General features: G+C 42.6%; 25 protein-coding genes and 2 riboswitches. All 25 genes read left to right on the plus strand.

Annotated elements, in window-relative coordinates:
* Positions 1–140: 140 nt before the first annotated feature.
* The 25 genes from B9A22_RS01950 (at position 141) to B9A22_RS02055 (ending at position 25503) form a co-directional block, all read left to right on the plus strand.
* Complete coding sequence (locus B9A22_RS01950) at positions 141–749, plus strand: hypothetical protein (protein WP_176215353.1); 609 nt, start codon at positions 141–143, stop codon at positions 747–749.
* A 285-nt stretch (positions 750–1034) separates the two neighbouring features.
* Positions 1035–1147, plus strand: a riboswitch (molybdenum cofactor riboswitch).
* A 46-nt stretch (positions 1148–1193) separates the two neighbouring features.
* Complete coding sequence (locus B9A22_RS01955; RefSeq protein ID WP_084573929.1) at positions 1194–1406, plus strand: hypothetical protein; 213 nt, start codon at positions 1194–1196, stop codon at positions 1404–1406.
* 689 nt (positions 1407–2095) lie between these two features.
* Entirely contained in the window at positions 2096–3529 is a 1434-nt protein-coding gene (locus tag B9A22_RS01960) for a sigma-54 interaction domain-containing protein (RefSeq protein ID WP_176215354.1), read from the plus strand.
* 381 nt (positions 3530–3910) lie between these two features.
* On the plus strand, positions 3911–4048 hold the full coding sequence (locus B9A22_RS25190; RefSeq protein WP_176215355.1) for a hypothetical protein: 138 nt from the start codon (positions 3911–3913) through the stop codon (positions 4046–4048).
* A gap of 211 nt (positions 4049–4259) precedes the next feature.
* The gene (locus B9A22_RS25195; protein ID WP_176215351.1) at positions 4260–4427 is read left to right on the plus strand and encodes a hypothetical protein; all 168 of its coding nucleotides are present in this window, start codon (positions 4260–4262) and stop codon (positions 4425–4427) included.
* 60 nt (positions 4428–4487) lie between these two features.
* Positions 4488–6719 carry a molybdopterin-dependent oxidoreductase gene (locus B9A22_RS01965; protein WP_084573931.1) on the plus strand — a complete coding sequence of 744 codons (2232 nt, stop codon included), beginning with the start codon at positions 4488–4490 and terminating at the stop codon, positions 6717–6719.
* 16 nt (positions 6720–6735) lie between these two features.
* The gene (locus B9A22_RS01970; protein ID WP_084573932.1) at positions 6736–7077 is read left to right on the plus strand and encodes a 4Fe-4S dicluster domain-containing protein; all 342 of its coding nucleotides are present in this window, start codon (positions 6736–6738) and stop codon (positions 7075–7077) included.
* A 139-nt stretch (positions 7078–7216) separates the two neighbouring features.
* On the plus strand, positions 7217–7675 hold the full coding sequence (locus B9A22_RS01975; RefSeq protein WP_176215356.1) for an NADH-quinone oxidoreductase subunit NuoE family protein: 459 nt from the start codon (positions 7217–7219) through the stop codon (positions 7673–7675).
* Positions 7672–9573 (plus strand): NADH-ubiquinone oxidoreductase-F iron-sulfur binding region domain-containing protein, encoded by a 1902-nt coding sequence (locus B9A22_RS01980; protein WP_084573934.1) that lies wholly within the window; start codon positions 7672–7674, stop codon positions 9571–9573. Before B9A22_RS01975 ends, B9A22_RS01980 begins: the two co-directional genes overlap by 4 nt.
* Complete coding sequence (locus tag B9A22_RS01985) at positions 9561–10202, plus strand: 2Fe-2S iron-sulfur cluster-binding protein (protein WP_084573935.1); 642 nt, start codon at positions 9561–9563, stop codon at positions 10200–10202. Before B9A22_RS01980 ends, B9A22_RS01985 begins: the two co-directional genes overlap by 13 nt.
* A gap of 117 nt (positions 10203–10319) precedes the next feature.
* Positions 10320–10673: a hypothetical protein gene (locus B9A22_RS01990; protein WP_084573936.1), complete on the plus strand. Its 354-nt coding sequence runs from the start codon at positions 10320–10322 to the stop codon at positions 10671–10673.
* 245 nt (positions 10674–10918) lie between these two features.
* Positions 10919–11755, plus strand: a complete 837-nt coding sequence (locus B9A22_RS01995) for a TIGR04282 family arsenosugar biosynthesis glycosyltransferase (RefSeq protein WP_084573937.1) — start codon at positions 10919–10921, stop codon at positions 11753–11755.
* 15 nt (positions 11756–11770) lie between these two features.
* A complete protein-coding gene (locus tag B9A22_RS02000) occupies positions 11771–12589 on the plus strand; it encodes a replication initiation protein (protein WP_084573938.1) in 819 nt (272 codons plus the stop codon).
* Between the two features lie 161 nt (positions 12590–12750).
* Entirely contained in the window at positions 12751–13686 is a 936-nt protein-coding gene (arsS, locus tag B9A22_RS02005) for an arsenosugar biosynthesis radical SAM (seleno)protein ArsS (RefSeq protein ID WP_217805857.1), read from the plus strand.
* A 27-nt stretch (positions 13687–13713) separates the two neighbouring features.
* Positions 13714–14691 (plus strand): aliphatic sulfonate ABC transporter substrate-binding protein, encoded by a 978-nt coding sequence (locus B9A22_RS02010; RefSeq protein WP_084573940.1) that lies wholly within the window; start codon positions 13714–13716, stop codon positions 14689–14691.
* Positions 14692–14738: 47 nt separating this feature from the next.
* Complete coding sequence (locus tag B9A22_RS02015) at positions 14739–15548, plus strand: ABC transporter permease (protein WP_217805858.1); 810 nt, start codon at positions 14739–14741, stop codon at positions 15546–15548.
* The gene (locus B9A22_RS02020; protein ID WP_084573941.1) at positions 15545–16300 is read left to right on the plus strand and encodes an ABC transporter ATP-binding protein; all 756 of its coding nucleotides are present in this window, start codon (positions 15545–15547) and stop codon (positions 16298–16300) included. The genes B9A22_RS02015 and B9A22_RS02020 overlap by 4 nt, the downstream gene beginning before the upstream one ends.
* A gap of 292 nt (positions 16301–16592) precedes the next feature.
* Positions 16593–16859, plus strand: coding sequence for a hypothetical protein (locus B9A22_RS02025; protein ID WP_084573942.1), 267 nt, complete (start codon positions 16593–16595; stop codon positions 16857–16859).
* Between the two features lie 510 nt (positions 16860–17369).
* On the plus strand, positions 17370–17555 hold the full coding sequence (locus tag B9A22_RS02035) for a hypothetical protein (protein WP_084573944.1): 186 nt from the start codon (positions 17370–17372) through the stop codon (positions 17553–17555).
* Positions 17556–17799: 244 nt separating this feature from the next.
* Positions 17800–17907: riboswitch (molybdenum cofactor riboswitch) on the plus strand.
* A gap of 76 nt (positions 17908–17983) precedes the next feature.
* Complete coding sequence (locus B9A22_RS02040) at positions 17984–20140, plus strand: sigma-54 interaction domain-containing protein (RefSeq protein ID WP_217805859.1); 2157 nt, start codon at positions 17984–17986, stop codon at positions 20138–20140.
* Positions 20141–20467: 327 nt separating this feature from the next.
* Positions 20468–20605, plus strand: coding sequence for a hypothetical protein (locus tag B9A22_RS25200; protein WP_176215357.1), 138 nt, complete (start codon positions 20468–20470; stop codon positions 20603–20605).
* Between the two features lie 576 nt (positions 20606–21181).
* Complete coding sequence (locus tag B9A22_RS02045) at positions 21182–23422, plus strand: molybdopterin-dependent oxidoreductase (protein ID WP_084573945.1); 2241 nt, start codon at positions 21182–21184, stop codon at positions 23420–23422.
* Between the two features lie 29 nt (positions 23423–23451).
* Positions 23452–23787 (plus strand): 4Fe-4S dicluster domain-containing protein, encoded by a 336-nt coding sequence (locus tag B9A22_RS02050; protein ID WP_084573946.1) that lies wholly within the window; start codon positions 23452–23454, stop codon positions 23785–23787.
* Between the two features lie 142 nt (positions 23788–23929).
* Entirely contained in the window at positions 23930–24070 is a 141-nt protein-coding gene (locus tag B9A22_RS24910) for a hypothetical protein (RefSeq protein WP_139796135.1), read from the plus strand.
* A 188-nt stretch (positions 24071–24258) separates the two neighbouring features.
* A complete protein-coding gene (locus tag B9A22_RS02055) occupies positions 24259–25503 on the plus strand; it encodes an L-lactate MFS transporter (RefSeq protein ID WP_084573947.1) in 1245 nt (414 codons plus the stop codon).
* The last annotated feature ends 5 nt before the right edge of the window (positions 25504–25508 follow it).

Here is a 25508-nt window from a genome sequence, read left to right on the forward strand (position 1 = left end):
AACCCAGCCAAGCTGCGCAACCCAGCCAAGCTGCGCAACCCAGCCAAGCTGCGCAACCCAGCCAAGCTGCGCAACCCAGCCAAGCTGCGCAACCCGGCCAAGCCGCGCAACCCGGCCAAAGCGCCCAACCCGGCCAAACTGTGCAACCTGAGCACTTGGCCTCACTTGTTAAGTCGCTGCAGTCAACAGCCGAGCAATTAATTACACTTGCGTCCGCGTTGGAACAAGCGGCTGAACCGGCCAGTTACAGGTTGGCACTAAAAACTGCAGCCGATCATGGCGGACAGCAGGCCTTAGCGGAGGCTGTTAACGTTTGGAAAGGGAAAAATCCCGAAGAACTCAAAGCGGCTGCCAATATAATCCGGGGATTGTCCGAGACTATGCCTAAACCGGGCGGCGTGCTGGCTGAACGGCAGGAGAGTCAGAGTGTGCTGACCTTTACTGTACCTCTTTATTTTGGTGATGGTCAGACAGCCTATCCGGCTCATGTCCATGTATTTCATCAAGAGCAAGAGGATAAAAAAAATCCTGGACAGGCAGTGACCGAGACATGGCTCAGGATTTGCTTGGAGACTGAAAACATTGGCCTGGTAGAAACCGCGTTCCGCCTATATGATGGGCAAACCCTGGATGTAAAAGTCCGGTTTGCCGATAAAGTGACAGCTGAGGATTTTTCTGATAGCGTTGATGCGGTTAAAGATCAGCTAGGACAACTGCCGCTTACACTGGGGGATTTTTCGGTAAAATAATAAAGTAAGACTTAGCGCCAGATGGGGTTTTGACCCCATCTGAAGTTTAGTCGACCAACTTCCAGGGGAAGCCTCCTAAACTCCTACTTAAGAGGGAGTCTTAGCGGCTTGGTCATCGAATAAAGTAAAGATCGCGATTAGCCTAGAGAGGGCTGTAAGATGAAGTTTGTAAATGTAATAATAACTTGAATGCCTATCCCCAAAAAGCCGTTAATTGTCGAAATATTTTTAATTAAACAATTGATCTTTGGCAGGATTTTATAGTCATATCAAGAATGACTATAATCATAAGATGAGTTCCAAGTCATCATTGCCCATGTGGAAGTGATGACCGAAGGGTATGAAGAGTAATTTTCATGCCTGCCCGAATTGTGCGAAGGAAGTCTGTTTAATCAGGCTTCCTTTTTTTATCTTAATTATTTTAAAATAAGGGGGGGGAACAGAATGACGGAGATTATTGCGAAAAAGATTAATTGTCCGACAGAGTCATGTGGATTTTATCACATGACAATAATCAAAACTTTGGGTGATGCCATGTTTTTGACTCAGCAATCACTGTTATTGTTATTTATATTTGCAAGATACTTGACTATTTTAGTTGCATATATGGCTTTGTTGAGTTGGTATGGATTTGTTGACGAAATGGAGGGATTTTAATGTGCATAGTTTGTCAGAAACCGGATACCAACGATAGTTTCAGTTCAAATAATAGAGATAAGTTCTTTTCCAAGGAGAGCTGGAAAAATATACAGCAATGTAGAATGAACTTTTTCGAATATGCAGAAGACCCTCGAAATAGTCAATATATTGACAAAGAAGTAGCTAGATCCTGGATAAACTTGCGTGATAGGGGTATAAGCCCTAATGCCCTGGTAACTAAAGAGTGGTTAAATGCCAAAGCACTGGAGAAAACGATAGAAAAAAATAGTCTTCTCATTGAAGTTACCAATTCAATTATCAAAAACTTTAAATATGTAATGTTTTATTCTGGTTATATTATATACTTGATTGATAAAAATGGGATAATACTTCTCCAGGAGGGTGATTGGGAGAGCTTGGCTCCATTCTCCGAACAAAAATCATTAACTGGATTAATTGTGAATGATAATAGTATGGGCAACAGTTCCCACATGTTGTGTATGTATCTAAAGGAACCGGTGCAGTTGCTGGGACCGGAGCATTACTCGGCTGCTTTTCAGAATAATATTGCCTCAGCTACTCCCCTATTTGATGAGCACGGGGAAGTAATTGCCTCCCTGGTATTGTTAAGTAAAGCTTTAGTAAATCCCACCTGGGAAGACAGCTTGCCAAGGCTAAGTCTGCACACCCTTGGCCTTATTACTGCTATGGGTGTGGCTATTGAAACTCAAATAAAACTTGAAAAGAGCAATGACAATCTTATCATTGCCAATAGTAATTTAAAACAAGTTAATGAGAGTCTAGAAACTTCCTATAATATGCTGGAAGCTACCCTGGCATTCACGGATGAAGGACTAATTACAGTGGATAGATTCGGCGATATTACTCATATGAATCAAAAAGCTAGTCGAATATTAAGGCTGACACACTCTGAAGCTATAAGTAGAAATATTTCAGACTTTCTTACGGATAAGTCGTTTATAACAAAAGCCCTTAATTGTGGTGAGCCTGTTAGCTATCGGGAGACAATATTCAAAATTGGTAAAAGTGAGGAAACCTACCTTTTGACTATTCGAAGTACGCATAGTCAAGACCCAAAAATTATCCGGGGAGCAGTAATCCGAATTGTTCACCCAGATAAAATTAATGCTCTGGCAAGCCTGCGAGCAGGTTCTCAGGCCAAGTTTGGATTTAATGATATTATTGGCGATTGTAACGAAATAAAGAAGGTAAAGGGTATAGCTCAGCGTTTTTCCTTGTCCTCGGAAAACATTTTACTTATTGGCGAGAGCGGCACGGGGAAAGAACTCTTTGCGCAAGCAATCCATAACAATTATTGTCCTCAAGGTCCGTTTGTTGCCATTAATTGTGCGTCCATGCCTAGAAGCTTGATTGAAAGCGAACTGTTTGGATATGAAGGCGGTTCATTTACCGGCGCCGATAGCCAGGGTAGACCTGGTAAAATAGAGTTGGCCAACGGTGGCACCCTCTTCCTGGATGAAATAGGCGATATGCCTTATGAAGTTCAGGCAGTACTGCTGCGGGTGTTGGAGGATAAACAAGTCATGAGAGTAGGCGGGAAGCGTTATCAAGAAGTCGATTTCCGAGTTGTAGCCGCAACGAACCGCAATCTGCTTAAAATGGTCAAAGAAAATCAGTTTCGAGAAGATTTATATTATCGCTTATCAGTCCTGAGAATTTCTATCCCTCCCTTACGTCAGCGAGAACATGATGTATTACTGCTGTGTCAGTACTTTATCCACACTTATTGTGATAAAACTGGCAGGTCCAAACCACAAATGAGCCCTGCTGCTGTAAAAAAAATTCTGGAATATAACTGGCCGGGAAATGTGAGGCAATTGGAGAATGCAATTATTTATGCCATTAATATTACCCAGAGTGACGTCATTAATGTAGAGCACTTACCTTATGAAATGTTAGAAGACGATAGGGAATTTTCCAATGATAAAAATAATATCACAGAAACTGAGGAAATACTCCCTCTTCGAGTCTGGGAAGAAGCAGCAATAAAGAGTACTTTATTAAAAAGCAATAATTCCATTGCTCACGCTGCAAGCATCCTGCAGATAAGTAAATCTACACTGTATAGAAAAATTAAAGAGTATAATATTGCATTATAACCTCCATTTCACCGCTACCGCTGGCGACACAAATAAAAATGCCCTCCTAATGTAGATTCTTCAATTCTACATTAGGAGGGCATTTTTATTTCAACCATACCCCTGTTGTATGTGCGCATTTTCAGTATCTGCAGGCATAGTTTGCTAGTGACTGCGTATTTATAACTTTTTGCAAAACAGCGAAAAAGTTTTTTAAAATGGAAATAACATTTTGTCATAATCGTATTTTAGCATGGCAAATTATCATGCGCTTTTTTAAAAAAACCTGACGTATTGCCATGTATGGGGTTTGAAGACTAGTTGGCACACTTATTGCGTTATATAGGGTTATGCAGCTTACAAACAAAAATTGTAAATTTAAACTAGGAAGGAGAAGATATCATGTGTTTTAGACCACCGTCCGCAGCCAAAGCAGTAAAGTGTACTTCATGCGGAATGCTCAATCCACCGACCCTTGAAAAATGCAAAAAATGCGGAGTAGACATGCCCAAAGCGAAAGACGAGACTAAAGAGAAATAGTTTTTTAGTGAAACTCATTAAAAAACTATTTCAGTCTGAATGTAGCCAAGATGTGCCCTGATATTGGGATAAACATATTGGACAACAAAATGTAAAAGGGGGAATTATAGCAAAGTGGAATTTGCACATGCGGTCCAGATTATCTAACCGGATAGCGTCGGGTTGGGGCCGTGTGGCGGAGATTTGACAGTTAGAAGGAGGTTTTTCGGGTATGGATAAGAAAAAAGAGGGAACCCCGGGTATGTTGACTAATCCGAATTACAGTTTAAGTGACTATGCAACTAAAAATGTAAAGTGCTCTTCATGCGGTATGTTTAATCCACCGACCCTTGAAAAATGCCGCAGATGCGGGGCGGACGTTCCCAAAAAGGAAAAATAGCAAAACTCAAATAGCATGTTATTGATAGCGGAGATCCAATTTATAAGGAGGTAAGCAATTATGGGTAGTGATAGTAGAAAAGTACAGTGGCAAGAAGGCGATTTGACTGTAACCCGTACATGTTCATGGACAGCGCCAGGTTGCCATGATGGCTGCTCAGTCCTTTATTATACTAAAGGAAATGAGCTGGTTAAGGTAGAAGGAGACCCGGAAAGTCAATATAATTTTGGTAGACTGTGTATGCGGTGCTTGAGTGCTCCGGAACTGGTTAACGATCCTAAACGTGTTAAATGGCCTATGAAGCGAGTTGGCGAACGCGGAGAGAACAAATGGGAACGGATTACCTGGGATCAAGCCTATGATATTATCGAAGAAAAAGTACGTTCCATCTGGAAAGATTATGGACCGGAGTCTATCGTAACCGCCATAGGAACCGGACGTAATACCTGGTCAATCGTACCTAAATTGACGTATTCTGCTTTCAAGAGTCCTAACTTCTCCATGGGATTCCTGGCTGGTGACTCCTGCTACCTGCCTCGTGCAGCTGCCATGGGAACCATGATTGGGGACTTCTTTATTGTGGATGCGTCTCAGTTAGACCAACGCCGTTATGATAATCCCGAATGGAAGCTTCCGGAATGTGTTATGATCTGGGGTAATAACCCAATCATCAGTAATGGTGACGGATTCCTGGGTCACTGGATCGTTGACATGCAGAAGCGGGGAACCAAACTGATCGTGGTAGACCCCTACCTGACCTGGTTTGCTTCTAGAGCTGATTATTGGCTGCAGCTGCGCCCCGGTACTGATGCTGCAGTTGGGCTGGCTATGCTTAACGTAATCATGGGCGAAGAACTCTATGACAAAGAATTTGTAAAAAACTGGACCTATGGATTTGATCAACTGGCTGAACGGGTTAAAGAATATTCTCCGGAAAAAGCAGAAGAAATCAGCTGGGTTCCTGCCGAAAAAATTAGAGAGGCAGCACGGTTCTTTGCTAAAGCGAAACCAGCTTCGGTTCAATGGGGACTGGCGATAGACACTCAGAGAGCTGGGGTTTCCGTTGCTAACTCAATTTGTGCCTTGGTTGCTATAACCGGTAATCTTGATGTTCCAGGTGGAAACCATCTTATTCGGTCGGCATTCGGTGTAGACCGTGTCGCTCACGTAGCGTCTGACTGGGGCTTTGCCGAATTGCCTGAAGAAATGCGGGCGAAGCGCCTTGGTGTTGATGATTATCCGCTGTTTAAATATGGACTGGCCGCAACGTCTCGTGGCGACTCGGTCTTAGAGGCTATTGAAACTGGCAGGCCGTATCCTGTTCAGATGTACTGGATGCAATCTACCAACACCTTTGTGAACACTGCAAGTGAAGCAAAACGTGTTTACGCAGCCTTGAAGAAAGTACCCTTCGTTGTAGTTGTAGATCCTGTCTTAACACCTTCTGCAGTAGCTCATGCTGACCTGGTTCTGCCAGCTTCTATGAGCGTAGAACGTGACAGTTTAAGAAACTGGTGGACACCTTTACGTTCTATTTCCAAGGTTACTCAATATGAAGAGGCTAAGACTGATGAAGAGATCGTCTTAGACCTCGGCAAACGCCTGAATCCGGAAGCATTTCCATGGGATACAGTGGAAGACATGATTGACTGGGCCCTAATACCAGCCGGTGTTACCTTCAAAGAGCTTGAAGCAAAAACTGTGATTTGGCCGGAAGTTCATTACAAGAAATATGAAACTGGTAGACTGCGTGAAGACGGAGAGCCTGGATTCAACACTGATACCGGAATGGTCAACCTTTACCAGGACATCTTTGTTGAGTGGGGATTGGATCCGCTGCCATTCCATATGGAACCACCCTATAGTCCAATTTCTACTCCACAAATGATGAAGGAATATCCGTTAATTCTGACTGCTGGATCAAGGTCATGGGAATTCTTCCATTCCGAACATCGTCAGAGTGCTACCTTGCGGGAATTCCATCCAAATCCAAGAGTGACCATGCACCCCGAAACTGCTGCAAAATACGGCATTAAAGAGGGAGACTGGGTATGGGTCGAAAATAATATAGGGAAATGCAAACAGCAGGCTGTACTTGATCCGGGTTGGGATACCAGAGTTATTCATGGTGAGCATGGCTGGTGGTTCCCGGAAAGAGAAGGTGCAGAACCTACCTTATTTGGTGCATTCGAATCCAACATCAACATCCTTACAACACAGTGTACAACTGGCCCTACCGGATATGGTGCCCCACTAAAGAACACTATTTGTAAGATTTATAAAGCAGAATAAATGGAGGTGTAGAAAGATGTCACGTAATGGTTTATTAATAGATTATGAATATTGCACAGGCTGCCATAGCTGCGAGGTTGCCTGCAAAAAAGAATTAAATCTTCCCAATGGCAAGTTTGGTATTAAATTAGCTAAAAATGGTCCTTTTAAACTAAAAGATACTGAGGACAAATGGGAATTAACCTATGTTCCCATTCCTACCCAACTTTGTGATTTATGCGGTGACAGGGTGGCCGCTGGTAAAAAACCTTCCTGTGTACACCATTGTCAGGCTTCCGTTATTGAATATGGCCCGGTAGAAGAACTGGCTGCTAAATTAAATAACAAAGGCAGACAAGTACTGTTTGTTCCGGAGTAAGAACAGACGCTCATGCTTGCTCCGGCTCTAGCGGCGAGTTAGTGAGCTGATTAGGGCTCCCTCAAAGCAGAGGGAGCCCTAATCGGCGTTATACGGGCAGCGACTTATAGTTCCGGCTGTTAACAGAGGAGGGAAAAGGGTGCCTGCAAATCTGGAAGAATGGGAGCAGTTACCGGAAAGAGATAAACAGCTAATTAATATCCTTAATCAGGTTCAGGAGAAGCTGGGGTATATTCCGCACGACCGGTTAACTAAACTGGCCCGGCAGGCAGGAGTGCCGGAGTCACAACTGCATGGACTGGTAAGCTTTTTTAATTGTTTTCGCAGTCGTCCCGCCGGTAAGCACAAACTATCGATATGCTACGGAACTGCCTGCTATGCCCGAGGGGCTTCCTTAATAAATGATCGTCTGGTTGACGAGCTAAAACTAGAGGACGGCGAAGATACTTCAGCTGATGGTTTTGTGACGGTAGACCACATCTATTGTGTTGGCGCTTGCAGCCGTGCTCCGCTGGTAATGGTAGATGGGCAAATAAACGGTAAAATCAAATCATACAAGGTACCTCTGATGCTTGAAGATTTGAGAAAAAAGGGATGACGGGTCGTGTGCATGTACCCCTCAAGAGTCTGGCCGAAGAAGGGAAGATAACGCTCTGCGACAATAAATCCCGGATCAACGTAGGAACGGCTACCTGTGGAAGAGCTGCTGGGGCTCTGGAGTTCTATAATAATTTAGAAAAACGGGATTGGAACGAAAAAGCCGGAGTATACAAAGTAGGCTGTCTGGGATCCTGTTATGCGGAGCCGCTGGTGAATATCAGAACACCAGACGGAAAGTATTACTTTTTTGGAAATATAGACACAAATTCCTTTTGGCGCATCGTTAAGACTGCAGAAGAACCCCCAGGAAGCAAAATGTCTCCTTATTTGTGGGCTGTAGCCCAAGAACGTAAACCTGGAATTCTTGGTGGTATTCAAGATTTGGAATTAATAAAAATAGCGAACTCAGGTTTCAGTGAATTTTTTCAGCCCCAGGTGCGGCGTATCAGTGGCCGCTGTGGTTTGATAGATCCGGAAAGTATAGCAGAATATGTCGCCATGGGCGGCTATCTGGCACTGGAGAAAGCACTTTTTAAGTTAAAAAGAAGAACGATCATCGATATGATCGGGGCATCTGGCCTGCGTGGTCGGGGGGGAGCCGGATTTCCTACCGGAGAAAAATGGGATATAGCCTATCAGAGCCCTGATCCTGTCCGTTATGTAATTGCCAATGCAGATGAGGGGGATCCTGGGGCATATATGGATCGAGCCCTTTTAGAAAGTGATCCGCATAGTGTACTGGAAGGTTTGATGATTGCTGCTCTGGCGGTTGGCGCATTTCAGGCCTATATATTTGTGCGACACGAATATCCGCTGGCAGTTCAGGTATTAAGGAAAGCAATGATAAGTGCACGTAAGGTAGGTTTTTTAGGAAACAATATCATGGGTTCCAATTTTAGCCTCAACATTACCCTGGTGGAGAGCGGTGGAGCCTTTGTGTGCGGTGAAGAAACATCAATGCTTCAGGTAATGCTGGGTAAGCGCGGGGAATCCCAACTTCGTCCACCATATCCAGCCAATCGCGGCTTTCACGATCATCCCACTGTCATCAATAATGTAGAAACGCTCGCCAATATCCCCTGGATAATACTCAACGGAGCTGAAGCCTTCCGGGAAGTAGGTACGGAAAAAAGTCCGGGAACAAAAATATTTTGTCTGGCCGGGGATATCAAACGTACGGGATTTATTGAAGTCCCATTGGGTACCAGCACTCAGGTATTGGTAGAAAAAATCGGGGCTGCAGATAAGGAGTCTATTAAAGCTTTGCAGATTGGGGGACCCTCAGGTGGGATTGTTCCTTATCGTGATTTTTTCCTGGATTATGAAACAGTGGCTTCTGCAGGAGCCATCATGGGCTCAGGGGGATTAGTGCCCTTGAATAAAAATCGCTGCATGGTAGATATGGCCAGGCATATGACAAACTTTATGGGCAGTGAATCCTGCGGCAAATGCAGCATCTGCCGGGGTGGTTTGCTGGAATTGGAAGCTCGGCTTTTGACATTAACGATGGGGAAGGGTTACAAAGGCATATTGGAAGAAATAGAAGAACTAAGTAAGACTATTTCTCAAGTGTCGCTGTGCGGCTTAGGTCAGACAGCAACGAATCCGGTTAGTACAACGATAACTTATTTTAGAGACGAATATGAGGCTCATGTAAAAGGTAAATGTCCAGCAGTATCCTGCAAACCTTTAATAGATTTTGAAATTATTCTGCCCTGCAAAGAATGTAAGGCGTGTTATCAGGTTTGTCCAACTGAAGCAGTAAAAATGCGAGGGGTAAAGACGGAACGCTTCGTTGTTGACTCTGAGCGCTGTATTAAATGCTGGGCCTGTTATGAGACCTGCCCCTTTAACAGCATCAGGATAACTTCGGAGGAATTTACATGGAAGAATTAGTAGAGATAGAAGTCGACGGGAGGAGTCTGGCTGTCTCAAAGAGTACCATAGTGCTGCAAGCTTTGCGAGATCATGGAATAGACATACCCGCTTTATGCTATTATCCATCTTTAGAAGCTTATGGCAGTTGCGGCCTGTGTATGGTAGAAATCTGGAGCACGGATATTTGGAACCCCCGGCATGCCTGTTTATTGGAAGTCGAAGATGGTCTGCAAATAAAGACTGCTACACCACGTCTCCAGCGTCTACGCTCCTGGGCAGCTCAAATCCTTCTACACGGCAGGCCCTTCCATAACAGTGAAGTAGAAGATTTACTGTTGAAACTCGTACAAGATGAGGTGGCTGACGGCCAGGAAAAGGAAAACTGGGCGGAAAGTATAAAAAATTTGTCCGGTTCTACAACGGAAGGGTGTATACTATGCGGACTATGCATAAGAATGTGCAGGAAAGTAGGCAAAAATCGCCTGACTTTTTTAGGGCGAGGCAAAAATCTGCGTATTGGTTTAGTTCCTGGAGAGGGTAACAAAGCCTCCTGCGGAAACTGCTGCGCCTGTCGTAATATCTGTCCCATGGGATTTATTTCTTCTGATGCCGAGCATGCATTTAAGGCTCGGTTATATAAAGAGTAGTATTGCGACTGCAGCTTGAGGCAGCGAATCTGTCACAACTGCGAAGACTATCTGCCAATTTATTAAATTGGAACAGAATTTAAGATTCAAATAAATAATAAATGGAGAAATAAGAACATGAAGAATAAGGACTGTGTACTAATTGAAGTGTATGGCGGAACCAATCCGAATTCTGAACTTGATCAATCAGGCAAGCAAGCTGCTTGGGAGATCGCTTCGTATGAAGACTTAGTTAAAGAATTAAAGAAGAGCTTCGGTAACAGTGTTGCCATAAGATATATCGATACTGATGTTAAAGGGATACAGAATGACAAATGCCGCCAGTTAGTTGAAGCTGGCAAGCCTTTTCCCTTCACTGTCATCAATGGCGAGCCTTGCATCGTAGGTGGTATCAATAGTAAACTGGTCAGAAGATTTCTGGATGAAAGAGCCTTTCAAATGCTAGAGAAATTGAATGCCCAAAACAAATAATCCAGTATTTTATCAGTTTCAAGAAAGCCTCCTGTCATAGGCGAAAGATGACAGGAGGCTTTCTGCATGTTTGCCCTAAATGGGAGAGACCTTGGTGGTGAAAGTCCACCACATTATGTCTGATATGCAAAGGTTGAAGATTGCAAATCGTTTTAATATTGCAATCGATTGCGGGTGTGTGTATAATTAGTCCTAGGAAATATATGGTATGGATATAGTGGATTTTAAGCTAGGAGGTCGAAGATTTGAAACATGCAATTGTTATATTTACTAAGGTACCAAAGGCTGGCGAAAACAAAACCCGGCTATCAACAGAACGTGGTGGCATCTTAACAGTTGAAGAAGCAGCAGATTTTTATAAGGCTTCACTTTTAGATGTGATTGAAAGCTGTATCGCAGCAACTTGCTGTGATGTTTATATTTGTCAAAACTTAAATGGAGATAAAGATTATTTCCATAATCTTATTGAAGCGGAGTTTGGCAAAGCAGCGGTAAAAGAGATTTTTACTGATAAAGGCCAATCTTTTGATCAAGGCATGCAATATGCGACCGATTATATATTTAAGGATGGATCTGACCAAAGATTAGCGGATAGTGTCTTTATTGTGGGGGGCGATAGTCCTTCACTCCAACCTTCTACTATTCAAGAAGCAGTAAAGAAACTTGAGGTAATAGCGTCTAGTAGTAAAGCATTCACGTGTGCAAGACAGACCAAAATAGTAAAGCCAATTATTGGCGCTGGAATCATAGAGTCGATCGATCAGGAAGGTGGTTTTAATTTAATTGGATATACTTATTCTACGCCCTTTTCATTTGAGGGTGTTTTCTACAATTCTGATGGTGTGACTGCTTTGGATATGATTGCAATTAAAGCAGCGGAACGTAATATTCCCATGAACTTAGTTGAAATGATTCCCGATATTGATTTGCCTGTAGACCTAGCAAGCTTGCTGCCGGTGTTAAACACTCTGAAAATTGTACAGCATTACGATTCTAATATTAAGTTACCTAAAAGGACGATACACTATTTGGAAGAGTTAGGCCTTCAGACTTCGGCCCCAGTAACCGCGATTGTTGATTGATAGAGGTGTGAAATTATGGAAGTGGATTTAGCGAAAAATAATATAATTTTGGATTTATCTAAACTATTAGCTGAGGCACTTTATCCTGGTGGTCAGGAAGCAAAGGCTAATCAACTTATCAAAGTGGGCAGTATTATTGGACGTCGGGACCCGCTTACAGAGTTTCAACAAAAAGCAATAATTGGAGCAATTTCCTTTTTCTATAAAAATGTAGGAAGCAATGCCAATGTTACAACTTATGTAATGGAATTTAGTGAATTATTGAAGCTCTGCGACAGTAAACAAGAGGATATGGGCAGTTATTTAATAAATGAGATCGAAAAGCTGGAGAAAAAGGGTGTTTGGCTATACGATAAGGTAGCAAAAAAGCTTACCCGAACATTGTGGTTCCAGTCGATAGAATTTACAGATCGAGAAGTTGCTTTTCATTTTACAGAAAAAATAATTCCCATAATTCTTGAATTCGCGCCAATGGATGCCGAGTTGCAATTAGTAAAGGGTCTGCGATATAAGGGCAAGCATACATTGTCAGTCTTTGAGATTATTTGGAAGTGGAGAAATCAGGGGGTAGTTGAGTACTCTATTTCAGATATTATGCGGCAACTATCTCTAGAGCAAACTAGATACTCTTACGGGCAGTTAAGACTGCGGGTCATAGAACCATCTATCGAAGAAATATATGCATGGGATGACGCAGTTTTTGTGAGGTTTGGACCAACTTTTTCCGGACGTCGGGTTGAAGGTGTCTGGTTTGAAGTGAAAACAGGAGAGGAAGCAAAGACATTAAGAAAGCAGCATCCAGAATTTAAGTTTTCCGCTCAGGAAGATAGATAGAATAAGAAAACATCGATTGCAAACGAAAAAACACTTGCAATCGATGTTTTCTTTGCTATATAATGGAATAAAGAGTTGCGGCAATTGTGTGATTTATTTGCCAAGGACTATAAAGCCTAAGAGGTGTTTATAAAATGAGAGATTTCGAGGACGTCTTATTAATGTCAGGGCAGTTTCTGGAGAAGGGAAAAATAAGCTGCTTGCAAATGAACCTAGGTTATAAATGCAACCTAAACTGTAATCACTGTCATGTTGAGGCCGGACCCCATCGTCATGAACAGATGGACTTAGCGGTAATTGAAGATTGTCTACGCTTTGTGAAAAATGCTAGAGTTAAGACCGTTGATATTACTGGGGGAGCGCCTGAAATGAACCCGAATTTGCGCTATCTAATACATGAGTTGCGCAAACTCCCGTTTGTTGAGAGTATTTTAGTGCGTAGTAATCTAGCTATTTTAGATGAGGATAAATATGAAGATCTACCTCAGTTTTTTGCAGAGAACAAAGTAGACATTGTTGCTTCTCTACCCTGCTATTTAGAAGAAAACGTAACCTATCAACGCGGCAAAGGTGTCTATAGCAAAAACATCAGGATATTACAGAAACTTAACCGTCTAGGTTATGGGAAGGCGGGCCTGAAACTAAATCTTGTCTATAACCCTGGCGGAAATTTTCTGCCAGGTCCACAGCAAGAACTAGAGAGTGCATATAAGGAGAACCTTAGACAACGCTTCGGCATAGAATTCAATTCCTTGTATACTATTACCAACATGCCAATTGGGCGTTTCCGCAGCTCTTTAGAAAAACAAGGATTGTTAGATGGCTATTTGAATTTGCTTACCGAAAACTTTAATTCGGAGAACTTAGGAAAAGTTATGTGTCGTAATCTGATTAACGTAGATTGGCAAGGGCGTGTATACGATTGCGACTTTAATCATGTTTTAAAGTTAGCAATTGATATTAAAGATAACTACATCGGTAGTATTAAGCCCGGAGATTTAGTAGGAAGGCCCATTAAAGTCGGAAGTCACTGTTTAACTTGTGTTGCGGGCGCGGGCAGTAGTTGTCAGGGAAGTTTAAAGAATAAGGCAGTTTAGTTTTATACAAACGAGGTGCTACTTGTAATGCGTAAATGGACATTAATTACGGCAGTTTGTGGTCTTTTATTGGCTACTTTACTGTCAATTGGTTGCTCAAGCCAGCCTGCAACTCAATCCAAAAACAATGTACCAGCGTCCAAGGAGATTCGAATTGGTATTGTTCCGCTGCCGCATTATGCTCATATGTGGGTGGCTAAAAAGAAAGGCTTTATTGATGAAGAGCTGCAAAAAGTTGGTTTTAACCTGAAGTGGCAGCCTTTTGGATTAGGACCGATGGTTAGCGAGGCTTTTGCTGCCGGCCATTTGGATATGGGCGTCATGGGGGATTTCCCCGCCTTTATTGGCCGCTCGGCTGGCACTAACTACCGTATTGTCTCGATTGCCTCAGCTGCACCCAAGGCCTTGGCTCTGGTAGTAAAAAAAGATTCGAATGTTGCTAAGGTAACAGATTTAAAAGGTAAAAAAGTGGCCACAACCAAAGGCGCTTATGGGCAGAAATTATTGACGCTTCTATTGGAGCAGAATGGTTTGCAAATGAATGACATTCAATTTATTCATATGACAATGGACGATCTTGCTACTGCACTGTTACGTGGTGATGTGGACGCGGGTGTTATGTGGGAGCCACTAATTACCCGTATGGAAGAGGCTGGAGAAATTAGGAATATTGCTGATGGAACAGGCGTATATGAGGCTTATGCTGTACTTATGGCAAGCGGGGATGTAATCGATCAGAATCCGGAAGCTGTAGATGCATTGTTAAAGGCCTACCAGCGGGGAAATGAGTACTTAAAACAAAACCCTGAAGAATGCGTTAAGTTATTGCAAGAAGATATGAAGCTGCCAGAGCCGCAATTAGCGAAGATCATAAGCAAATTCAATTATGATGGCACGATTACAGAAAGATTTGTATCTGACATGAAAGATACTGAGCAGTTCATGCAAAAAAACGGCTTGCTTAAGAGTAAGGTAGAGGTGGATGCTTTTATTCGCAAGAGATAAGCTAGCGCGATTAGTAATTGTTGGTTTTGGTAAAGGGGATATGGACGATGGAAATGGTTCTAAAGATTGCCCGGGAGTATAGATTCGGTCTAGTTATTGGCTGTCAGAACTGGAAAGCGGTATTGCTGCCCTGTGTCTTGATAATCGTATGGCAATGCATTACTGCCAGCGGTATGGTCAAACCAATATTGCTTCCAGCTCCAGCTCAGGTGATAGATTCATTTATTGCTATGGCTTATAGCGGAGAGCTAGCAAGTCATCTAGGAACAAGTATTGTTCGAGTATTGGAAGGATTTGCGCTGGCTGCTATTTTAGGTGTAGGTTTAGGCATTGGGCTAGGAATCTTCCCGTTTATGGCGGAGTTAATGGAGGGCGTAATTGGGCTGTTTCGGCCTATTCCTCCAATTGCCTGGCTGCCGCTCTCCATCCTCTGGTTCGGTATTGAAGAAGGTTCAAAAATTTTCATTATTACTATTGGTTCATTTTTCCCTATATTCATTAACGTATTGGATGGCATTCGCCAGACAGACCACAAGTATGTAGAGTTAGCTAAGGTGCTAGAGGTTCCAAGGCAGAAGTTCATTACGAAAGTTATTATCCCTGGTGCACTTCCGTTTATAATCTCCGGTCTTCGGGTTGGACTTGGCTATGCCTGGATGTGCGTTGTAGCTGCAGAACTGTCGGCCGGGATGAAGGGCATTGGTTATATGCTGACTGACGCTAGGGCCCTTGCCCAAACAGACAGGGTATTGGTAGGGATGCTGACCATTGGCGTTGTTGGCAAGATCATGGATAGTATATTGAAAGCTGCGGAAAAGAAAATTGTTAGCTGGAAGGAGTCCTTTACAGGGGTATGAGCGATAACAGCCACGTAGTCATTACAAACCTGTCCAAGGCATACAAAGGCCGCAGTGGTACCATCCTATCTTTGACTGGAATATCTCTTAAAGTAGATCGTCATGAATACGTAAGTATCGTAGGTGCCAGCGGCTGTGGTAAGAGTACCCTTCTTCGTATTATTAGCGGGCTCGATACCGATTTTAAGGGGGCTGTTACCATTGCAGGAAAAAGAATCGCTGGGGCCGGCCTGGGCCGCGGGATAGTTTTCCAAGAACATCGCTTGCTGCCTTGGTTGACGGTATGGGAAAACGTGGAATTTGCCCTGCAAAAGGGAACCGCTGAGGAACATGCTGAACTTATTGCTAACCACCTTAAGCTGGTTGGTCTTGCAGGTTTTGAGAAAGCATATCCCGGCCAGTTGTCCGGAGGTATGGCTCAAAGAGTTGCGATAGCACGAGCCTTAGTTAATCGGCCTGAGATACTGCTTCTAGATGAACCATTTGGTGCACTAGATGCACTAACTCGTCTAAAACTTCAGCAGCAGGTTCTGGATATTTGGAAAAAAGAGAAAACTACTATGATTATGGTTACCCACGATATTGAAGAGGCTGTATACATGGGAGATCGGGTTATTGTAATGTCAGAGCGACCTGGAACTATCAAAAAAGAGTTTATAATAGATCTTCCACGACCTAGGAATCGATCTAATACAGAATTTCAATTGCTAAGACAAGCCATTTATCGTGAGTTTCATAAGGACTGTGTGTAACCACTTCAATGTTTAAAAGATAATTTATTTCACCCACGAGTAAAGATAAGTTAAGCGTTTTTTTAAGATGAGGCTAAAAAATCTTAATTTGAGACAAACATATACACCAATTCTATGCTAATTGGAAACAAAAGTATTAGGATTATCCAAGAATGTAACACGGTCGGAAGTTTCTATTATATATAATATTTGTCTCAAAATAAAACTTCAGTATGGTGGTAGTCCTTTTTTGATTCTTGACGCTGTATTGCATTAATGTGATACTCATATTAGTAAGGGAGCGTGGTATATAATGGCTTTTACACTTATTGATGCAGCGGTATTATGGGATAATTTGAAACAAGGTGGACAGACCCGATCAGTTAGCAAATTGGCAATGGATTTGGAAACCTACCAAACTCACGAAGAACTGCAAGGTAAACTGCGAGAAATTTTTAAATTAGCGGATGTTTCCTATCCCGAAACATCTCATGTTATACATTTAAGGACGACCCTTTTGTCAGCCCTTAGTAGAATGGAGGCACAAGCTGGCCGAGAACAAGGCTGTAGCAGCTGTTAACGGCCTCTTTGTTTAAGAAAACTAATGGCATCGGCATGCTGTTAGTTTTTTTATCCTGTTAGAAAGTATAACTTTCCGTCTGGATAAGGGCAACATCGGCTTCCACTTTCGCCAAAGGCTCGGCGCAAGCCGTGTTTTCTTTATGAGCTGTTATAGGGGCAAAGGGGGAACTACTATGTGTTGGTCCTGCAATCCATATTGCGGAGGATGTAAGCCGCCCAAGGAAAAACCAATTCAATGTCTTGCGTGCGGCCATTATAACTTTCCTGAACTAAAGAGTTGCAAAAAATGTGGAACAGCCCTGCCACCACCGAAGGAACGTCCTACCGTTATGTGTCTATATATTGAAAAGTGGTGTGCTAATCCCTGTAATAAGCATAAGAAGCCTTCTCAAGATGGGATAACGAAAACTTGCAAATGGCATACCCCGCCTAAAAATGAGTTAAGTACTACTGAATCACATTAATGGTACTCACAATTGAAATATATAATAACTGAGGGAGTGTTACAATGGATTATCCTTCTTTTACAAATTCAGGATTTGGTGAAGAAACAATTATATTTTCGAAGGGGGAATATGTGCTGCTTAATATGGTAGATAAAAGTAGTCGTAGTCTTGGAAAGATGGCAGAGGATGCAAGGCAAAAGCTTAAAGAAATCAAGAAAGAGCATTTAGCATATCAAATACCAGGATAAAATAAGAATTATCAACACTAAGCTAAAGCGTAATTGCCTTTTTCATAATTGAGGTGATTATGCTTCATTGTATTTGGGTAGCTATGACCTTAGTGAAAAATTGGATTGTTTTTGTGAATTTTTTTATCGAATTTAGCCTGGGATAGAATGGTATATGTCGAAAAATGTCATAATTTTATCAATGAATTTTGCATTGAGGAACTACCTTTTGTGAAGGATATAGTTTTTATTCCCAGAAATATTCATTATCAATAAGTTCCGAGTCAGTATTTCTACGCGGAAGTACTGACCGATAGGGTACGAAAAGCAATTTTTGTGCCTGCTGTATGCGAAGGAAGTCTAGTTATTTGTAGGCTTTCTTTTTCCAGTTTTCAGAATAGTATGCATATGAGGGCTATAGCATATTTTGAAGAGCGGAGGGACTGTCGGTGACTGATACTAATACTAGTGGTACCTCAACTATACAAGGGGGAATTCCTACTATTAATAAGGAACTACTATCTCAAGAGCGTTGGCAAGCCATACTTCGATATAAGCAGGAGTTTCTACAAAATGCTGCTGAAGATCCACTTAAACATCCATATATGGATCAGGAAGTTGCTGCTTCATGGATTAGGTCCCGCAATAGGGGAGTTAATCCTTATTATCCGGCAACGACTGCAACCAAGGTGAGTTTAGAGCAACTATCAGAAATTTTACAGGCAAATCACACACTCATTGAAGTCACCAAATCGCTCTCACTGTCCTTTAAAGAGATGATTTTAGCATGTGGCTATATTTTTTATCTGCTTGATAATAATGGAGTTATATTATTTCATGAAGGCAGCTTGGAAAGCTTTACATCACTTCCTGAATACTGTTCCCGGACAGGTATTATCGCAAATGAGGACTCGGAAGGTACTACTGCTCATGAATTATGTCTTCGACTTAAACGTCCTGTGCAATTACTTGGCCCTGAGCATTACTGTGTAGCATTCCAAAATAGTATTGCTTCGGCTGCTCCAATAAAAAATGAAAATGATGAGATTAAGGCTGCTTTGGTGCTGGTAAGCCAGCCCTTGCTTAATACACCCGACGAAGATACCCTTAGAAGGATGGGAATGTATAGCTTGGGATTGGTAACTTCTTTGGCGACGAGTATAGAGACTCAGCTTGCGCTAAATAAGACCACTGATACTTTGAATGAGGCTAACGAAAAGGTAGAAAGCTTCAATAGGCAACTTCAGATTACTCGAGATAAGCTTATTTCTGTCCATAGCACATTGAACGCTACTTCGGCCTTTATTGATGAAGGTATTGTAATAATAGACCAAAGCGGGCAAATTTTGCATATCAATCCTGCAGGTATGCATATGTTGAAGCTAAGACCTGAAGAAACTAATAATCGAAATATTAATGAATTTCTAGAGGGTAATTCCTGCTTAATAGGCTTAGCAAAAAAAGGCGAGAATGTTACTATTGAAGAATGGTTATCAGTAGGTACTGATAGGTACTCTTATCTAGTAACCGTTCGGCCAATTATAAACCCAGACACTCAAGAATTAGATGCCGCTGTGTTAAAAATTAGTTCTTCCGAAAAGCTAACTCCTGCACAGAGTAAAAAAATAGGGAGTTTGGCTACATATACTTTCGAGGATATTATTAGCGAAAACAAAGAATTTAAAAAAAGTATGGCTTTGGCTCGTCGGTTTGCCAGTTCACCGGAAAACAGTTTAATTATAGGGGAAAGCGGTACCGGTAAAGAGCTCTATGCGCAGGCAATTCACAACGTATATCGTCCTCAAGGCCCGTTTATGGCAGTGAATTGCGCAGCTATGCCCCGGGAATTAATCGAAAGTGAATTATTTGGCTATGAAGGTGGTAGCTTTACTGGTGCAGAAAGAAGCGGCAGGCCCGGTAAAATTGAGCTGGCCCATGGTGGCACGCTTTTTCTTGATGAAATTGGTGATATGCCGCTTGAACTCCAATCTGTGTTACTTCGATCTTTGGAAGACAAGCAAATAATGCGCGTAGGCGGCAGCCGCTATAAGAAGGTTGATTTTAGGTTAGTTGCTGCTACTAATAAGAATCTCTATAAGATGGTCAAGGAGAACCTATTCCGCGAGGATCTTTATTTCCGACTGTCGGTATTGACCATTAATATTCCCCCCTTACGGGATAGAGGTAACGATATTGTAGTACTTAGTCAATATTTTGTTGAAAGCTATTGCCGGAAGTATGGCTGGAAAACTCCGCAGATAAGCCCGGCAGCTCAGAAAAAAATTAGTGAATACGGATGGCCCGGCAATGTACGGCAATTGCAAAATGCTATGATCTATGCTGTCAATACTGCCCAAGATGGCCTAATTAAGCCGGAAAACCTGCCAAACTATATTATTCTAGAAACCTGTCCTGTAAAAGTTGATAAAACCACTACTATTAATGGCAATGTAGGCGAGATGTTATGCCTGGAGAATCTCGAAAAAGCCGCTATAGAAACGGCGCTATCACATTCGAACAACTGTGTCCCTGTTGCAGCCGAGATGCTGGGAATTAGCCGTTCGACCTTGTATAGAAAACTGAAGGATTATAATATTGAATACTAGATGAGAAGTCCCCTAAAGCAGGGGGCTTTCTTTATTTTTAAGAAATTGAGTTCCCTCAGGCCCTAATCTTTCAATTCCGGATGTTCATGGGCTTTTATAAATCCTAAAATGATACTTTGCTCTCAAAAGAAGATCGTCGAATTTCTGTACTATTTCCAATATTGCGGGCCTAAAGACACCATGTTAAGGATCCCAAAATTAGAAAATTTATTTTAGATAGAGATTAGAAAAAAACGTCAAGATTCCAGCAAAATTGCGGCTTTGCAAGGTGTTAGAGCCTGTTGGCATAGTTGTTGCATATAACCTTCGTGTAAAGGGGGTGATGTTATGTCAGAAGAAAACAAAAACGCTGAAGAAAAATCCCAACAGGCCGAAGCTCCAAAAGAGCCAGCCGAAAAACCAAAAATCCCAGCATCAGCTCGTAAACCAGGCCAGAACTATTCATCAGCAAAATTTCCGAAATAGTCGCACGTAATGTCTATCGTCTAGGTTGTAAAGCGTAGATGACAGTCCCGTAGTGCGTAGGGGTTAAATTGCGATCGGACGAAGCCGAAAGTATAGAAAGATGGTTGTTGCTAGTGCCAAAGAGATAGCCGTCTTTCTGATCGCAATTTGCCCCGGGCGTCACCGTTTCCTTGCTTTTATACCCATCCTATATTGAAACTGTGTCGCAAAAGCGGATTATTCAAATTCTCTGGTTTTTTGCATGTATTATGAGTTATTAGCAAGGATTTATAGTTCTCAAAAAAGGATTAGACACATTTCATTTTGTCAAAGAAAAGAATGGAACAATCCAGGTAGTTAGCCACTTGCACATCTTTTTTACAAGTTGGCACGCTTAATGCAATAACACTAGATGGACGGTACAAGCAAACCAATTTTATAATCCGGGCTAACGCTGTACGCAAGTATAGCAAGTTAAAATAAACTTCGGCCATGGAAGTGAACCTGGGATGCCAAACGTCGGATGGAGGTGTTAAAGTAAAGCGGACATTGGGGTTGTTCAAAGTATAAGAAGTTTCTGAAAGGGTTGGTGAGATAATGAAAAAAGAATGGATGGAAAAACACGAAGACGGTAGTTATACAGTTCGTACTTGTGGTTGGTCGCCCCCCGGAGATCATCCGGTAGGCTGTGGCATGAAGTTACATGTAAAAGATGGCAAGCTTGTGAAGGTTGAGGGTGATCCTGAACATCCAATTAGCCAAGGTCGTCTGTGCGTAAGATGCTTAACTTTACCAGAATTTGTACATCACCCCGACCGTATTATTTATCCGATGAAGCGCGCTCCTGAAGATCGCGGTAAAGATAAATGGGAGCAAATTACCTGGGATGAAGCCTATGATATCATAGTTGAAAAAGTAAACGGCTTTAAAAAGAATCACGGTGCTGAGTCCATCATCGTATTCGGCGGTACTGGTAGAGAAGCATGCTTGTACTACTATCCCCTTGGTTTCTCTACACTCCAAACCCCGAATGTGTGCTATCCGCTCAGCGGCTGGTCCTGCTACGGTCCGCGTTGCGCTATCACTGACTATATCCTTGGCGCAGGCTATCCGGAAATTGACTTTGCCGGCCACTATCCAGACCGTTATGACCATCCTGGATATAAAGTTCCTGAATATCTGGTACTCTGGGGCAAAATGCCGTTATGGTCTAACCCTGATGGCTTCTATGGTCACTCCATTGTTGATATGATGAAGCGGGGAACCAAGATCATCTCTATTGATCCACGCTTGAATTGGCTTTCTTCCAGAGCAGCCTACTGGATGCAGTTAAGACCTGGCACAGATACTGCACTGGCTCTTGCATTCCTAAATGTTATCATTAACGAAGAAATCTATGATAAAAAGTTTGTTGAAGACTGGTGTTACGGCTTCGACCAACTTAAAGAACGCGTTCAAGAGTATCCACCTGCAAAAGTTGCAGAAATTACTGGCATCCCGGCTGAAAAAATCATTGAGTGTGCGAGAGTTATGGCTAACGCCAGCCCTGTAGCTATTCAATGGGGTCTGGCAGTTGACGAAAATCCGAACGGAGTTCAACTTGGTCATGCTATCCTTTCACTCTCAGCCATGACCGGCAATCTCGACGTGCCCGGCGGCATCACATTAGGACCACCCGCTGCGCTTCTCGGCAAATGGCGTGTTGAAACCCGTTCCCAGATTTCCGAAGAGCTGTGGGATAAACGCATCGGGGCAAAAGAATGGCCTGCGCTTAGCACTGCATTGGCTACAACCCACCCGGATGAGACGCTTGATACCCTGGAAACAGGCAAACCTTATAGACTCAGAATGGGTTGGTTCAACAGCAGTAACTTTATCGCTCCTACCAACTCTGCTGCTCCGCAAAGATGGTATGAGGCTCTTAAAACCTTGGAATTTAACGTGGTGCAAGATTGCTTCATGACACCAACCGCAATGGCTTTCGGCGATATATTCCTACCGTTGCCGACATTTGCTGAGCATGATGGCGTCGTCCTGACTCATTTCGGACGAAATGCTATCTTTGCAGGTGCAATGAACGAAGCATTCCGGGTTGGTGATACAAGGTCTGATATTGAAGTTTGTCTGGAACTGGGCAAACGTCTCAATCCTGAGAATTGGCCGTGGGAAAATATTCCTGATTTCTTCACTGACCAGCTCAAACCAGAGCTTGGTATTGACTTTAACGGCTTAAGAGAAGCTGGCGTATTCCAGCCTGGCTACGAGTATAGAAAACACGAGACCGGCAAACTGAGATTTGACGGCGAGCCTGGCTTCAATACAGTAACAGGTAAGGTTGAACTTTACTCGACACTCTTTGAAGAATGGGGCGAAGACCCGCTTCCTTATTATAAAGAGCCGCCATACAGCCCGGTAAGTACTCCTGAACTTGCGAAGGAATATCCATTGGTACTTACTACTGGTGCGAGAAAAGTTACCTCCTTCCATTCAGAGCATAGACAAATTAAATCCTTGCGCGCTATTGATCCAGATCCGATTGTGGAAATCAATCCGGAAACTGCTGCAAACCTGGGTATTAAAGAAGGCGACTGGGCAGTACTTGAAAACCAATTTGGCAAGTGTAAGGCAAAGGCTCATTTAATGCCTGCTATTAAGCCTGATGTCGTTCATTGTACTCACGGTTGGTGGTATCCAGAAGAAGAAGCCGAAGAACCAAGCCTGTTTGGTGTATGGAAATCAAATATCAACACCCTGATCCCTCATAAGCACATTGGTAAACTTGGCTTCGGTGCGCCGTTCAAGGCAATTATCTGCAAAGTTACTAAGGCAGAAGACTAATACTAAAAATTCGAAATGGAGGGATAAGGATGTCTCGTAACGGTTTGTTAATTGATTATGAATATTGCACAGGCTGCCATAGCTGTGAGGTTTCTTGTAAAAATGAAAAGAACCTTTCTAAAGATAAATGGGGAATCAAAATGACTGAAGTTGGCCCCTTTAACGTAGAAGGTGATAAATGGGAATGGAATTTTGTTCCGGTTCCTACCCAGATGTGTGATCTGTGTGAAGACCGCGTGGCTAAAGGTCAAAAACCAGCTTGTGCCCTTCACTGCCTGGGTCAATGTATGGAAGTAGGACCTGTTGAAGAGCTGGCTAAAAAGATGGCTGACAAGGGCTCTAAAATGGCATTGTTCGTTCCCTAAGCTGTTTCACCTAAATTCTATTTATTGTAGTTAAGCAAAAGTGCCATAACGGAGACCCTCATCAGCAGGGGCCGTTATGGCATTATAAAAATTATCTGAGAAATAAGTTTTCGCTATTACATAACAAAGGAGGTACTATAAAATGTGTTTTAGACCAGCATCATTGTCCAAGCCGGTTGAGTGCCCTAATTGTGGAAAAAAGGTCGCTGCTATGGCGGGGATTAAGCAAAAAAAATGTCCTTTTTGTCAAACTGAACTGCCAACCGACACTGAAAAAAAATAAGGTAATTGACTTTGCAAGAATTGTTTAGGACTGGATCCATTGTTTAGTAAAGGCAGGCCAAGTTAAAAAACAGGCCTGCCTTTAAAAGGTATTGATTTTTAATAATATTATGATTTTTAAAAGTCATGTTACAAAATGCCCTTATGAGGAACCTAACTGGTAATTATAGCAATGAAAGGGGTATGAAAATGTCTGAACAAAAATATAACCGCTGGCTAATTCTTGTTGCCGCGGTTATCACCAACGTTTGTATTGGTACCTTATACGCGTGGAGTGTATTTGCCCTACCCTTAGGTAAAACTTTTGGCTGGGCTGCGACTTCTATCGCTTTAGCTTTTACAATTAATCATGCTCTAAGTCCGGTTGCCATGATTGGCGGTGGGTACATTCAAGACCGGTTAGGTTCAAAAGCCAATGTCATCATTGGTGGCTGTATGTTTAGTGTAGGTTTATTTATTACCGGGTTTGTATCTAGTGTGGAAATGCTCTACATTACGTATAGTGTTCTCGCTGGGATCGGCGGCGGTGTTACATATGCCGGGACACTAGGTAATACCGTAAAGTTTTTCCCTGATAAGAGAGGGTTGGCGGCAGGTCTGGTAGCAGCGGGGTATGGTTCCGGAGCTACAATTGTTGCTCCTATTGCAAGCTCCATGATTACCAGCTTAGGGGTTCTGACTACATTTAAAATACTTGGTGCAGTATTCTTTGTCGTTATTATGCTATGTTCGTTAGTAATAAAGCGGGCTCCGGCAGGTTTTAAGCCAGAGGGCTGGAATCCCCCGGTTGAAGCTAACGTTCCTAAGCCTGCTGCTGTCGATGTAGTTTGGAGTCAAATGCTGCGAGATAGTACATGGTGGGTGGTTTTGGTTATGCTTACTTGCGGAGCGATGTCAGGACTTATGATCACTGCCTTTGCTTCACCGATCGGCCAACAAATGTTCAAATTGACTCCTATGGATGCCGCGTTTTTTGTTAGTCTGGTTGCTGTATCCAATTCATTGGGACGTATCGTCTTTGGTGCGGTATCTGACAAAATCGGACGTTCTAGTACAATAATGATTATGTATGTCTTCTCTGCGTTGGGCATGTTAAATCTGGCCCTTACTGGTTCTGTGCCCGGGTTTGCTGCCTCTGGAATTGTGGTTGGAGCAGTTTTTGGCGGTTTCATGAGTACAATGCCGTCAATTATCAGTGAGAGATACGGACTGAAAAACTTCGGTGTTAACTATGGTATTACTTTTGTTGGTTTTAGTTTAGCAGCTATATTCGGGCCTATGACGGCGGCGACGGTCAGACAAACTACCGGAAATTATGAACAGGCTTTCTGGATCGCCTTAGGGTTAAATATAGTAGGACTGGTTTTCGCATTGATTTTTAGATCATTGGATAAGCGGAGTAAAGTGGTAAGCCAGGTAACTATTTCAAAATAAAGTAT

The sequence above is a fragment of the Sporomusa malonica genome, from assembly GCF_900176355.1.
Taxonomy (GTDB): domain Bacteria; phylum Bacillota; class Negativicutes; order Sporomusales; family Sporomusaceae; genus Sporomusa; species Sporomusa malonica.

Coding starts and splice junctions, on each gene's coding strand:
- B9A22_RS01980 (WP_084573934.1), top strand. CDS start 7,672: ATGACGGGTCGTGTGCATGTACCCCTCAAGAGTCTGGCCGAAGAAGGG.
- B9A22_RS25190 (WP_176215355.1), top strand. CDS start 3,911: ATGTGTTTTAGACCACCGTCCGCAGCCAAAGCAGTAAAGTGTACTTCA.
- B9A22_RS02050 (WP_084573946.1), top strand. CDS start 23,452: ATGTCTCGTAACGGTTTGTTAATTGATTATGAATATTGCACAGGCTGC.
- B9A22_RS02020 (WP_084573941.1), top strand. CDS start 15,545: ATGAGCGATAACAGCCACGTAGTCATTACAAACCTGTCCAAGGCATAC.
- B9A22_RS02000 (WP_084573938.1), top strand. CDS start 11,771: ATGGAAGTGGATTTAGCGAAAAATAATATAATTTTGGATTTATCTAAA.
- B9A22_RS01990 (WP_084573936.1), top strand. CDS start 10,320: ATGAAGAATAAGGACTGTGTACTAATTGAAGTGTATGGCGGAACCAAT.
- B9A22_RS02015 (WP_217805858.1), top strand. CDS start 14,739: ATGGAAATGGTTCTAAAGATTGCCCGGGAGTATAGATTCGGTCTAGTT.
- B9A22_RS01965 (WP_084573931.1), top strand. CDS start 4,488: ATGGGTAGTGATAGTAGAAAAGTACAGTGGCAAGAAGGCGATTTGACT.
- B9A22_RS02025 (WP_084573942.1), top strand. CDS start 16,593: ATGGCTTTTACACTTATTGATGCAGCGGTATTATGGGATAATTTGAAA.
- B9A22_RS25195 (WP_176215351.1), top strand. CDS start 4,260: ATGGATAAGAAAAAAGAGGGAACCCCGGGTATGTTGACTAATCCGAAT.
- B9A22_RS25200 (WP_176215357.1), top strand. CDS start 20,468: ATGTCAGAAGAAAACAAAAACGCTGAAGAAAAATCCCAACAGGCCGAA.
- B9A22_RS01970 (WP_084573932.1), top strand. CDS start 6,736: ATGTCACGTAATGGTTTATTAATAGATTATGAATATTGCACAGGCTGC.
- arsS (WP_217805857.1), top strand. CDS start 12,751: ATGTCAGGGCAGTTTCTGGAGAAGGGAAAAATAAGCTGCTTGCAAATG.
- B9A22_RS01960 (WP_176215354.1), top strand. CDS start 2,096: ATGGGTGTGGCTATTGAAACTCAAATAAAACTTGAAAAGAGCAATGAC.
- B9A22_RS02035 (WP_084573944.1), top strand. CDS start 17,370: ATGGATTATCCTTCTTTTACAAATTCAGGATTTGGTGAAGAAACAATT.
- B9A22_RS02045 (WP_084573945.1), top strand. CDS start 21,182: ATGAAAAAAGAATGGATGGAAAAACACGAAGACGGTAGTTATACAGTT.
- B9A22_RS02010 (WP_084573940.1), top strand. CDS start 13,714: ATGCGTAAATGGACATTAATTACGGCAGTTTGTGGTCTTTTATTGGCT.
- B9A22_RS02055 (WP_084573947.1), top strand. CDS start 24,259: ATGTCTGAACAAAAATATAACCGCTGGCTAATTCTTGTTGCCGCGGTT.
- B9A22_RS01985 (WP_084573935.1), top strand. CDS start 9,561: ATGGAAGAATTAGTAGAGATAGAAGTCGACGGGAGGAGTCTGGCTGTC.
- B9A22_RS24910 (WP_139796135.1), top strand. CDS start 23,930: ATGTGTTTTAGACCAGCATCATTGTCCAAGCCGGTTGAGTGCCCTAAT.
- B9A22_RS01955 (WP_084573929.1), top strand. CDS start 1,194: ATGACGGAGATTATTGCGAAAAAGATTAATTGTCCGACAGAGTCATGT.